At 34.9% G+C, this 12,935-nt stretch carries 9 protein-coding genes; all 9 read right to left on the bottom strand.

The features are described 5' to 3' along the window. Positions 1–459 precede the first annotated feature (459 nt). The gene (locus MTCD1_RS17370) at positions 460–5,397 is read right to left on the bottom strand and encodes an nSTAND1 domain-containing NTPase (protein WP_057180704.1); all 4,938 of its coding nucleotides are present in this window, start codon (positions 5,395–5,397) and stop codon (positions 460–462) included. Between the two features lie 255 nt (positions 5,398–5,652). Further along, a complete protein-coding gene (locus tag MTCD1_RS17365; RefSeq protein WP_057180703.1) occupies positions 5,653–6,336 on the bottom strand; it encodes a GIY-YIG nuclease family protein in 684 nt (227 codons plus the stop codon). Further along, positions 6,336–6,890, bottom strand: coding sequence for a hypothetical protein (locus MTCD1_RS17360; protein WP_057180702.1), 555 nt, complete (start codon positions 6,888–6,890; stop codon positions 6,336–6,338). Before MTCD1_RS17360 ends, MTCD1_RS17365 begins: the two co-directional genes overlap by 1 nt. Positions 6,891–7,319: 429 nt before the next feature. After that, positions 7,320–7,907, bottom strand: coding sequence for a hypothetical protein (locus MTCD1_RS17355; protein WP_057180701.1), 588 nt, complete (start codon positions 7,905–7,907; stop codon positions 7,320–7,322). Then, a complete protein-coding gene (locus MTCD1_RS17350; protein WP_057180700.1) occupies positions 7,904–8,590 on the bottom strand; it encodes an RNA polymerase sigma factor in 687 nt (228 codons plus the stop codon). The genes MTCD1_RS17355 and MTCD1_RS17350 overlap by 4 nt, the downstream gene beginning before the upstream one ends. A 114-nt stretch (positions 8,591–8,704) precedes the next feature. Beyond that, positions 8,705–8,866: a hypothetical protein gene (locus MTCD1_RS21310; RefSeq protein ID WP_157447797.1), complete on the bottom strand. Its 162-nt coding sequence runs from the start codon at positions 8,864–8,866 to the stop codon at positions 8,705–8,707. Positions 8,867–9,371: 505 nt separating this feature from the next. Beyond that, the gene (locus MTCD1_RS17345) at positions 9,372–10,619 is read right to left on the bottom strand and encodes an IS4 family transposase (protein WP_232300064.1); all 1,248 of its coding nucleotides are present in this window, start codon (positions 10,617–10,619) and stop codon (positions 9,372–9,374) included. 394 nt (positions 10,620–11,013) lie between these two features. After that, positions 11,014–12,336, bottom strand: a complete 1,323-nt coding sequence (locus MTCD1_RS17340; RefSeq protein ID WP_057180699.1) for a sensor domain-containing diguanylate cyclase — start codon at positions 12,334–12,336, stop codon at positions 11,014–11,016. A 146-nt stretch (positions 12,337–12,482) separates the two neighbouring features. Then, a partial coding sequence (locus MTCD1_RS17335) for an IS66 family transposase (protein WP_143760137.1) occupies positions 12,483–12,935 on the bottom strand: 453 nt, incomplete at its 5' end.

Genomic DNA, 12,935 nt, shown 5'->3' with positions numbered 1-12,935 from the left:
ACTTAAAATAGCTTCTTTTCTTTCTGTTGAATAACTAGACATTTATTGTTCGATTACCACTCCCCGATCTAAAAAAATTTAAATTTTAGGGGTGACAACTATTCTGACACGGGGGGCATAACTCTATCTCCTGAGTGTCTATTTAAATGCAGGTTTTCTGCCTTCATTTAAATAAACGGAGATAAACTGAGGGAATTAACATTTAATTTAAATTAGTTGAAAAATAATTTAATTCACTAATTTAACCTTAGGAGCGTAAGGTTAAATTAGAAGTGTAATCTGCGATTAGACGTGGTGGTTGAGTTATAAGCTAGGGGGTTTATAAGTCAGTTATTGATATTTATGAAAGGCTTCATTAGAAATAACATAGCCATTGTTTTGTGAATTATTGTCTTCCTCATTTTTTGTCCACTATTGATAACAATAGATGTTTTTTAACCATTAACAACGTTACTTTGATTATTTATAGCCATTAGTTTTTGCTTTTTCAAACCAATACGATGCCTGGTTTTTATCAACTGGAGTTCCGTAACCCGTTGAATAATAAACTCCCAGTTTATACATTGATAAAGCATTACCTGAAGCAGCTCCTTTTTTGAAACAATCAAAAGCTTTTTCATAATTTTTGATACCATTTCTGCCTTTTTCATAAATAAGCCCCATCGTTGCAATGGATGTTGAAGCATTTTTAGCCTTGCTATCAACGGATTTCATAAGCCATTTCATTGCTGTTTTTTGGTCAAAATCTACACCTATCCCTTCATAGTATGCATAACCAAGATATGAATAAGCTTCTATATTACCTATATCTACAGCTTTTTTAGTCCAATAATATGATTTAGCAAAATCATTAAACTCTTCTCCCCATGCTCCGTTATATGCAGAAGTAATAATAGTAAATAATTCTTTAACACCTAACTGTGCCGCTAGCTCCAACATGTGGAGTCCTTTACTACGATCTTGCTTAACTGTATTCCCAAGAAAATAAAGTCTTCCTAGTCTAGAAAGAGCACGTGAATCACCTTGCTCGGCAGACTTTTCGTACCAATTTAATGCGGTATCTATGTTTTTTGCACCTATATGACCATGTTCATACAAATAGCCAAGATCATATTGTGATTCCCCAGACCCTTGTTTGGCTGATCCTTTAAGCCAATCTACACCTTGAATGAGGTCTTTTTTTGCTATTTTTGAAAAGTCTCCTTTAGATATTTCGGAACCTAAATACCAACTTGCCATCAAACGCATTGCTGGAGCAAAGCCTTGTTTTGCAGACATTTTATACCAATTAAGCGCACCGTTTCTTTTTTTAGACTTTAGAGATAGAGCTACAAGGTAGTCCCCCAACAGTTTTTGTTCAAGGGCTTGCCCATTTTTAGCCTTAATCATTAACTCATCAAAGGAAAGCTTGGGCCTTAGGGTTAATTGCACATCAATTATTTGGTCATTATATAATTCAATTGTTTTTTTATAAGTCGTGTACTTTTCTAATTCAATTCTTAATTCAATTTCACCAGGAATAACCTCTAGAGCATAATCAGTAGTTCCCTGAAAAACACCGTTGATAAACACTTTAGCTCCCAATACATTAGATGAAAGCTTTAGTTTTACCTTATTCTTCTTATATTGATTTTTTGGAAGGTTTTTGGGCTTAATTAAGCTTATATAATCAACCAGCTTATCCGTATTTTTATAATTTAATATTCTCTTAATAAAAAGCCCCGATGGATCATATTCAATGACTTGTTTTGCAAACCCCTCAGAAGACATCATAAGCTGGTCCATTTCGTTCAGGTATGAAGTTTCTATCTTGTTATTAGAATCATCATAACGATACACTCGCTTAGAAAAACCATGTTCGCCTAGTGCTCTTTTACCATTTTCATCAAAGTAGATGGTCTCAGTTTGGTTTCCAGACTGATCATTCTTCAATATCATTTTAGAATTTTTATTGGGATAATAATGACTTGTTGATTTCAATCGATTGTTATCATCATAATCATAAACATATCTCCAGATACCATCTTTATTTGCAACAGGTTCACCCTTTTTACCAAAATATGCTCGCCCAGTATTAATACCTGCGTCATTGTAAGATAATACCAATTTGTGATAATCATCATCATAAAGAGCTACTTCCTCTTCACCTACAAAGGACGCCTGCTCTATAATGTTTCCTAAATCATTGTATTTATATTTAACGTATGAATGATTACCACTTACACTTAAAAACACCCCTGATTGATCTAAAACTCGTTGTTCAATTGCATTTCCTTTATCATCATAGATAAACCTTGTTCTTATATAATTATCACCTAACGAAGGGGCATTACTGATTTCTTTAAAATTTCCATCTTTATCATATAAAAAGTTTATGGTAGAGAGCTTTTTCCAACCATCAACAGTGTTATTTGGGGAGTTAAAATCTTGAACATAATCATTTAGCTGGCTTGCCCTGCCATTTTTGTCATATTTAATAACTCTCCTTGAATATCCCCCTAGACCTTCTACTAGAGAACCTTTTGGATTATACGTAAGCTTTTCTACCATATTACCTGAGCTATCGTATTTAAAAACAGTACGAGCTGGCTTATTCGTATTTCCGATTAATTCTTTAAGTTTATTAGTCTGTCTAATTTCTTTATTATTACCCCAGTTATCATATTTTCTAACTTTTATAATAGAGTCTCTCTCAAATACACTCTCTTCCTTAATATTAAATCCTTTTTCGTCATGTTCGTACTTTACAGAGGTAGGTACAGAGTTATTAGCAGTAGATTTAATTTGTTGACCGTTCAGGTCTAAAAACAATTGAGTTGCGACTTGTCCTGCCTTTGTATAGGTAAACTCTTCTCCAAACCATGAGAGGCCGGAATGTAAAACTCTATTACCAAATGCATTCAAATAATACTTTTTAGTGATAAATCCTGATTCATTATAAAAATATTTGTACTTATGTGTACCAGAAATTTCTGTTTCAAGTTTTTTAAAACTGTCCCTCAACAAATAACTATAAGAATCACCATCACCATGATTTTTACCTATAGTGACTAATGATTGGTTTTTATTGAATTGATAAGTATCGACTCTCTTTCGTTTCTTGGCATTAGTTTTTATATCTACTGACAATAACTTACCATCGGCAGTATACTTATACTCCCAAATGGCAGCTTTATCCTTATGGGGGTTTGTTATCAATATTCCAACACTATTTTGATAGCTAAGTTTTTTTAACACGCCTCCTTGGAAATCAAATCGATAGTATTTTCCTAAATGTTTCTGTTCCTCTTCTGTTAACTCATAAATACCTTTTGGCACACTCTGTACTTCAACGATATTAGCAAAGTACTTACTCTTAACTCGCTGTTGGTCCCAATAGTAAATCGAACTAAGTAATAGAGGTAATATAATAAAAATAAAGGAAAAGCTAAATCTAACATTAGTTTTATACCGTTTAGATAATTTAAGGTATTTTGCTAAACGGTTATCACTAACAATGCCATTTTTATAATAACGCCAGCCTTCTTTGAGTAACCTGTTATCCTTAATTAGGTAATTATTTTTTTGTTCCGAACACCAACGTAAAAATTGACCATCAACACTGTAGCGCCACTCTAGATAATCTTTATTATTTGTAACCCATTGCTTCAGTTCATTCCAGTTATTAAACAAACTATCATGTACCAATTTAACAGTAGTGTTGTTTACGCTGACAATTAAATTCGCATCAATAAATTGTTGAGCCAGTTTAAAAGTTTGGGGTGAGTCTGCCTCTAGTTTATTTAGGTCAACTTGTTTAGCATAAGGTAAAAAATCGCCATTTAAACCCACGAAAGTATCAAAAAGCTGAGCGATTAATTTTTCGTTGGCTTGATTGTCTTTTAATACTTGAGTTGCTCTATAAGCAATGGCACCAGTAAGACCACCTAACTCTTTATAATGTAGGTACTTTAGTTCCGTTGCATTTGGATTTTCTAACGTAGCTTTGAGGTAAAGCTGCTCTAATAGAAACTCCACCATAGGAAGTGCATAAGGTGTTTTAGATGCCTCATCTATGATGACTTTATCTAAGGCACCACCCTCGCTATCATGCTCGAAAGTAATCCCAGAAAATGCTGATTGTTCATGAATGATTGCTTGCCAATCGTCTAGTTCAAGCTGTGATGCCACATTAGATATAACGGGTGAACTAAGTGCCTGATTATCTAATAAACGACCTAGGTATTCATTACGAAGCGCCAACACTATATATAACGGCTTCAGTTGATTTGCTAGCTCATTTAAAACTTTTAGGATAATAACAATACTTTCGTTTGCTTGGCTAAACACCTCCTCAAACTGATCAAAGAAGATTAAGCATGGAGGTGTTTTATCGTCAACGATAGTGCTAATTTTCTCAATTGCTTTATTTGGCGACCTAGCAAAGGTTGATATTAACTCAGTGATCGACAGCCCTTTTTTCTCAATCTGCCAAGCTTTATTTAACTCTTCAAAAAGAAAGCCGATTATCCCAATATTTTCCGGTACTTTTGATGGCGTAGTATAAGCCCAGCTAAACTGATTATTTTCTTGCTCTAGTTTGGGGATTAATCCTGCTTTAATTAATGATGATTTTCCCGTACCACTTGCACCACTAACAATCAGCAAACCTTGGTTTTGTTTTAAATCATCATACAAACGATTAACGTCTTTGCTTCTGCCAAAAAAACGAACACTGTCTTCATATTCAAAACTACTTAACCCTTTAAATGGTGCCCAGCGACCAAGAGGATCACCATCGTAACTATCACCTAATAGTTCACCAATTAAATTTTGTAGCCGTGTTACTGTTACTAAAACCCCACCTAAGTCCGCAATTTTTTTACGTTGCTCTTTTGTTATGTCATCATCGTTTTGTATTGGATAACATATAGAGAATTGGGTAAATTGGTCTTGGTTTGTTTCTACATAAGCACAAACAGAATCAATCTTCTCGCATATATGGCTTATCGGTTGTACATGTCCTGATGTTAATATCTCGCCTGTTGCAAAAATTGGGAACTCAAACTTACCTGGCTTTTTTAAAACAACTCGCCACCAGCTTTCAAAAAGAGCGAGTGCATAGCCTAAACCACTGCTAGAACTTCCTTGGCTGAAATTGAAACTATCATTATGTTGTGTTGTTAAATTGATACCAGCACGAAAACGCTGGCGCTGGTCCAATTTATTTAATGAAACATAAGCGGCAATAGCACTACTATTTAAATAGCGTTGCTGATCTTGAAAAGATTGGGGAGTTAATTTTTGTTTAAGCGTTAAATTTAACTGTGCTTTAACTGAAGGGTCACCAATTTGACTTTCCTGAGGTCGAACCTCAGTTTGCAAAACTGTTGTTGTATTGGTGAGTATGTAAATCATTAGCTTAAAACTTTAACCTTAAATTTGTATATCATTACCTACATTACCATGAGCTGACTTCTCTCTAGTGGTTTTAATTACTCACTATCTTTGACCTCTAGGACTAAACAAGTCAATTTTGCTAAAACAGGATAAAATTATAGCGCTATTGTATCAACGCTATAAAGATTTAATGCCGCCACCTAACAAAGTAGATCATTTAACTACATATTAGATAAATCCTAGCCAACAATGCGCTCAAATTTAGGTGTTATTTTAATTAATATTAACAGGTACAAAAACATCATGCTTTTTTCCAACTAATTGATTGCCACTAGCATGCCAACTGACCAATACCTTAACGTGTGAGCCAACTGGGTGCCCTTTACGTGCTGGTCTTGAGCAATTTATTTTATAACCAGCGGGAAAATTACCATCTTTACCCGTTGAAACTAAGCTTGTTGGGCTAGTCCTGCCACGCTCAACACGGGCAATACATACATCACGCTCAGCATCAGTTTTAGCAAGCCCCCACTCAACATCACGGCTTTCATCCCTAAACAATGTTACCGTATTATTCCACTGGCTGAGCGGTTTAAACATGCCCGCAGTATCACGATAACCCCAGTGCCCTGTTGCATTAAGTGAGCTTTTATATTTGCAGATAGCTATGTTTTCAAATATTCTGATCTCGTTGGCGCAATCGCTAACGGCTAAAATGTAATGATCTGTTGCAGTCCATGCGCATTGTGCGTTTCTTAATGCCACCTGAAAGGGGTTGTTATATTCGCTATTTGTTGTGCTGCTGCATGCATCATAGTGAGCATTCCAGCGGTAAACGGGATCTTTAGTTTTCCCAATGTATACCTGCCCATTAATCTTATGAGCATAAATCACAAAAGGGGCTGCCTTTACTTGGCTTGCTGTTAAGCCATTACATAATCTAAAAGTTGTTTGCATTATTTTACCCTCATTATTTCAAGATGTTGCTTTTTTGGCTTTGGTGTATGCACTTTTTTCAAGGTGAAATTTTGGTTATTGATCATCACCAAGCTGCCCAAATACTCAGCTATAAAATCATAATAATCAGGGTAAGTGTAATCATGCTCACTTTCCTTACCAGCAAGCGTGTTAAGGGTAATTTTTGCCTCTCCCTTTTTGATAATTTGAATGCGGGAAATTATGCCAACTGACCACTCATCAGGCACATATTTTGTGCTTATAACAGGGGTAATATCATCAGGGTAAAAGCATTGGTGTTTATGCCAAGGTGCGCCTAGCTCATCAAGCCAAACACTGCCGCCGTTATGTCTGACAAAGTAAATTTCGCTCTGGCAATACTGGCAAGTTGTTGGCGCACATATATCATCATGCTTGTATTCCTGTACGGTACTATTGTACGTTCTGGGTTGGAAAGCGTAGCTTTCAGTTAATGAGCCACCGCCCCCGCCTAAATGACCTTCACCGCCAAATCCGCAAGTACAACCAGCACTATGATTATGAGAATTACACATATTTACTTCCTTAATATTTTTAAATAGTTTCAGTGCTCTTTTTGAGTTGAAACTTATAGTTAGTTAATTTCTTTATGTTCTGTATATGTAAACAACCTACATTGGTAAGAATTAACAAATTAATTTAAAAGTATTAGAAATACCCATTAAGGTATTGTAATTAAGGTACTTATTACGGGTTTATTTAAAGATTGTTATAAAACAGGGTGACTTTTTGACTAAGGGGAATTTAGTGATGTTTAGAGCTGTTGATTTATAAAAATAAGGAAATTAATGTTTGGGAGTATATTTTTCAGGTGTTGATTGTCTTTATGTAATTCGAGTATACAAAATCACATAAAGCCAACAGGTGAAATAGATAGGGGGGGACGAAATATCATGAATATAAGAGCAAAAATTATCCCTCCATCGATGGAGTTTTTTACAATTTCAATTGTCGTTCATAAGAATATTTATGCTGATTTTACCTTTGATCCCTTTCATGTTTTCACTATTACTCAAATAGCCACTTCCTTCAGCAGCCGTGCCTTCTTCATCAACATATATAGTGGCCGTTAATAGATATTCACCGTCATTTAGAATAGAAATATCTAATGACTTACCAAGATATGATGATAATGAACTCCTCATTTGAGCGCTGTTATCTGTATTGGGAGTAAGATATAAGTCAACTTCATTATCTGAGCCTATCACACGTCTTACATCTAATATAAAGCCAGCGCCACCAAAGTTAATCGGTTGAGAGAACCATTCGGCTAATGAAGTTCCTGATGCTGCAAGCAACACCGTCTCAGCAAATTCATATATGTTTTCTTTCTTTTTTCTATTAAAAGGGATTATATTATCTGTAGGTTTGTCAGCGGATAAGTTTGCTTTCGCAATAAATTTATCAAGTTCATCCTGCAATGATTTAGGTACTCCTTCAGCTAATTCTTTTTCTACCTCATTTACCATATCGTTAAAAACATCGCTTTCATGCATTAATAAAATCTGCTTAGTTATATCTATATTTTTCATGTTCTTTCCTCTGAATGTGCTATTAATTCTCGTAAAAATTGGATTTGCTCATGCGGATTAGTTACGACAACACCATGAGGTTGGGTACACAAAGATATTTTATCAATAAAACGTTTTAATTCTTGCGTTGGGTTACTAGAACTATAGCCAATATGAACAGCCAATTTATTTAATGGCAAATCATATTCATTAAAATCCCAAAAGGCAGCCTCAAAAAATTTTTGTCTATCAAAATTAGATATATTAAGCAGTAATTTATCAAAACAACTTTTTATCCATTGATATGCTTCTTTTACAAAAATATATTGTTCTGGGCTTTCAATTGGTGGAAGTGCTATGTCACCTTCACAAGTATCTTCTATTTTTTTCTTTTTAATGTTTTCATACGGACCAACCAAAGATAACCTTTCTGCTTTAGTTAACCTTCGGATAAAGCCCAATACTATCAACTGATCCAGATAACAAGAATGGACAGTTCGCCTTATGTAACTGGTTATCATTTTTCGATCATCTTCAGATTCAAACTTATTTTCATCAAAAAAATTCTGTTTAAATAACTTAAGGAAGACCTCTTGAACAACATCATCAACTAAATATTTGTGGTCTGGAGATTTTATTTTCCAAGCAGTTATTTTTTTTATTAACAACAAATATTTTGCTATCTCTTTATTGTTCGCTCCCATGAAATTACTATCCTTATTCATTTAAATAATACTGATAAAAGATAATTATATGACATTAAAGAGTTCATTCAAATGGAATACGTTATACCATTCTTAACATAGAGGGTTAGTGCTTTATAATAGCCCTCTTTGCCAGATAACTTCGCCAGTACGTTTGAAGCCTATAGCCTTGTAACCAATGATTTTACTAGCATCACTTAACCTAACGACTTGACCAAAACTAAGGTATGGACAAGCTTGTCTCATTCGTTCAATCACATAAGTTTTCATGTTCATATAGTAAAACTAGCTATTGATGTGAAAGTTAACATTTAATTTAAAATTAAATTGCGAGATCTTATGCTCGTGAAGGGCAATATTTAGTGGCGCATATGTTTGTGAGGATAGGAGTTGTATTAATATATATAGGCACGATAGTTGTTTAAATTGCCTACACTGCCTCTTCGATCAAAATATATTTAATATAACCTAAGTTGCCCAGATACTCTTGAATGATAAATAAAGCACCATCAACTCTGCGGATAAAAACTTTCTAAATCGCTTGCACTTGATGGCATCAACGTTAGTTTAAATCCAGAGACCTCTTTTTAAAAGGCTAAATTTATGGCTTTGTAGTGGCGAAGTGACCCAGTATTAATTTAGAATATTCTAAGGCGGTTTATGCCCCATAGCGAGATAGAAATACGAAAGTAATGTCAGCTTTATGATCAGAAAGTTGACCTTAATATTCAGGAGGGTTTTATGTCTTCAATGCGCACAACAATGTCATTAACTTAAGGATTTAGCACATACGTTTATAATTCATAGGGTATTTATTTGTCTTGTTTCTACGGTCTTGTCGAACAAACTTACAGTTGGGTCGAATAACACTTAAATTCTTTGATATTTTACTTATCAGTAATTCATATAGCTCAAGATCAGCTAGCTTCATTGTGAACCGAACAATATTATCTTTGAGCTGATTTATCGCAAAGGTGAAATTGATTTTATAATCATAGCGCCTATTCTTTTTAGGTTTTTCTATTTTTCGTTTTGCATCATGGATCGCAGAAGCAGCAAGGTTCTTAGTTAATAGCTTAGCGTGTAAATCTTGTAAAACACCTTCAGTGGAAACACTAGAGAAATTCTCAATGGTGAGGCGGCTTTTCAACACTTTATAATCTTCTTCAATCCCCCAACGTTGGTGATACAAACCAGAAAAGATAGAAGTAGGATATGTTTGCTCATCAATAAGTGACGTGACCAGTACCTCAGGAACACCTGAGGGTAAATCAACTCGCACTAATCTTAAACTTAGCGATTCTGTTGATATTTTATCTTTTCTGCATCGACGAAGAGACTTTTCAACACAAGGGAAATCGATAATATCGCTATATTTCCCACTTTCTAAGAAAGCTTTAACAACATTAGAGCTTTTAACAATACGCATGCAGAAATCAATGTTTTTCAGCAGATGATATTTATAAAACCAAACGGCAGGATAACCTCTGTCATAAAGCACTAAGTCACCTGCCTGAGTTTTATTTAGATGTTTCAGTGCCATGTCACGCTCACCTGTTGAATAGCTGTCTACCTGTAAATCTAGCGTTATATTATTTTTAACATCGTATAACTGAGAAAGCCGAACACAAGGCCTTTTAGTCTGTGTATGAGCTTTACCGAAGCGTTGCAGCAACTCGTCAGAATCTGGGAGTTGTGTGACAGAGCCATCAACAGCTAACAGACGATGACCTTGCCATTTATTAATGTTTGCAACCTCATAAAACTCCTGAACTAAATCATCGTTTAGCTCAACAAATGCCTGATGAGATAATTTCATTCTCGCTTTACAAAAAGCAGCGGTGCTAACTGACGTTGTTGATAAGTAACTATCATCGATAACATTAAAAAATCGAACGAGCTCTGCCTGAATTGAACCGTTAAGAGCATTCAACATAAAACTAATTAAACGAGGGAAAGTAAGGGTTCGATTTCGGGTGAAATTGGCAGGTGTCTTACGGTGATTTTCTAAAAACTCAGTAGAATGAATCTTATCGGTTAATTTTTGTACTATTTGAATTAAATACTGAACAGCTCATTGGTTAATTCTCTCTATTTTTAATTCATAGCTAGGTTAGCAACTAGCTAAACCATTGTAAATGCATAATTTAACCTTAAGTTAATGACATTGATGCGCACCAAGTAGCCATTAACAAAATGGCTACTTCATTGGAAATTTACTAATTTTTTAAAATGAGATGCGAAGGGCCCCAAGCATCAAGTTTATAACACTGTAACGAATAGCTCTATTACCCCTTCATGTTGTTTATTGTCAGAATAGCTTGGTTGTGGCTAACTAATATTGACCACAGCATTTTATTTTTTAATCGATGATATCTCTAGCTAAAAGGACAAATTAACTAGTCCTCTACACTATTAAGTTACTAACTTTCAATAGCTGTAAAAACCTCGAAACGCCCTTTTCCTTTTTCTTTTGCCCTGTACATGGCTGCATCAGCATCTCTTAGCATGATGTCGGCGCTATCGTAACTGTCGTCACTAAAAAGTATTCCGATACTAGTACCAATAATTACTGTGTTATTTTCTATCATTATTGGCAAAGCAAGAGTCTTTGTGATTCGTTTAGCAATTTCAAAAGCTGTTTCCTTTTCAATTAACTCTTTAATAATGATTACAAACTCATCCCCACCTAAACGAGCAACAGTGTCATTATTCCGAACAAAGCCCTTTAATTTCTTTGCGACTATTTTAAGGAGAGAATCTCCAACATGATGTCCATAAGTATCATTAACAGCTTTAAAGCCATCTAGATCAAGAAATAAGATAGCAAAATCGTAATTATTATTAAGTTTCATATAAGCGATTTCTTGACTAAGTGTTCCAAAGAACGACGCTCGATTAGGAAGATTAGTCAAGCTGTCATGTGAAGCGGTATGTTCTAATAAATTTCGATTTTGAAGCTCAAAGTCAGCAACTTCTCGACGTTTAATTGCTGTAGAAACATGCTGAGAAACAAAGTTCAACAGTTCTGCATCCGACTGATTATAGATAAAATCTTTCTGATAACTTTGAACTACCATAGCGCCATGTACTTCTCCAGAGTGAATAAGAGGAACACCTAACCATGAACGAACGGCTGCTCTAGCCTTTACTACCTCTCCTTTTCTATACAGCTCTTCCATTTCATCACGAGACAGTAACACTATCTCGCCGGAGCGTATGACCAACTCTGTGTAATGGTTACTTAATTCCCTCGGTTTAAAGAATTTTTTTGCCGCTTCATCTGTAAAGCCATCTCTATAATATTCAAAATATAAATAGTCAGTTTTTTTGTCATATTTAGCAATGTAAAAATTCGAAGTATTAATTAATTTACCTACAATATTATGGATCTGTCCGTAAAACGTATCGATATCCAATAAAGATCCATTAGTTAATTCTGATATACGGTATAAAGACTTAAGTAATAATTCCGATCTTTCATTATCTCTTATTTGTTGACTTAACTCACTAGTCTTTACATTGATAGCTCGTTGTATTTCATTAGATTTATTCTCATTGGCAACCATTATACCTGAATTAAAGGCTTGATTGGCGATGTCCAATGCTTGCCAAATTTGTTCATCACTCCAAGATTTATCAACAATTAAAATCGTATTTCCGTTGTTATCTATAAGCTTTTTTTGATTAATAGAACTATCTTCGCTGAGTACAATTAAACATTCGTCTTTTTTAGCCAAAACCATACTGTATCCTTAAGCCTTTTCTTAACTCATTAAAAAATACCACAATTATCTATTTTATAGGTAACTTTTATATTAATGTATTTTTACAAAATAGCTTTAATCGATGAATAGTTCCCCGTTCAAGGTAAGCGTATAGGGATCGGCACCTAGCCGCGCTCAATATTCCATGGTAACAGCGGTTCAAGATTGTTTGGTTGCTCAGCAATATGTTGCAAGCATCTTGAGATATAATCATGCACGACTAGGCCATTAGCCTTAGCCGTTTCAACGAGACTATAGAGAATAGCACTCGCATGAGCGCCATTGCAGGTATTTGAAAACAGCCATGCCTTGCGACCTATCACAAACGGTTTTATTGCTCGCTCTGCTCGATTGTTATCAATCGAGAGTCTGCCATCTTCAAGGTAGCGTTGGAATTTATCAAACTGATTTAAACTGTAGCTTATGGCCTCGCCAAGTTTACTTTTAGGCGGGATTTTATCTTTGTGCTTTATCAGCCAGTGATGTAGTTCTTTTACGATTGGCTTAGCGTGTGACTGCCGGATGTTGAACTTATCTTCACTCGACTTTCCTTTAATACGTTGTTCTATGCCGTAGAG

Origin of the sequence: Colwellia marinimaniae, assembly GCF_002207865.1 — a bacterium.
GTDB lineage: Bacteria > Pseudomonadota > Gammaproteobacteria > Enterobacterales > Alteromonadaceae > Colwellia > Colwellia marinimaniae.
The sequence above is the reverse complement of the archived record's forward strand: the minus strand, read 5'-3'. Positions and strand labels throughout refer to the sequence as shown.

Excerpts from the sequence above, each read along its gene's own strand:
- MTCD1_RS17365 (WP_057180703.1), bottom strand. The coding sequence starts at position 6,336 with ATGCAAACAACTTTTAGATTATGTAATGGCTTAACAGCAAGCCAAGTA.
- MTCD1_RS17370 (WP_057180704.1), bottom strand. The coding sequence starts at position 5,397 with ATGATTTACATACTCACCAATACAACAACAGTTTTGCAAACTGAGGTT.
- MTCD1_RS17350 (WP_057180700.1), bottom strand. The coding sequence starts at position 8,590 with ATGGGAGCGAACAATAAAGAGATAGCAAAATATTTGTTGTTAATAAAA.
- MTCD1_RS21310 (WP_157447797.1), bottom strand. The coding sequence starts at position 8,866 with ATGAACATGAAAACTTATGTGATTGAACGAATGAGACAAGCTTGTCCA.
- MTCD1_RS17360 (WP_057180702.1), bottom strand. The coding sequence starts at position 6,890 with ATGTGTAATTCTCATAATCATAGTGCTGGTTGTACTTGCGGATTTGGC.
- MTCD1_RS17355 (WP_057180701.1), bottom strand. The coding sequence starts at position 7,907 with ATGAAAAATATAGATATAACTAAGCAGATTTTATTAATGCATGAAAGC.
- MTCD1_RS17340 (WP_057180699.1), bottom strand. The coding sequence starts at position 12,336 with ATGGTTTTGGCTAAAAAAGACGAATGTTTAATTGTACTCAGCGAAGAT.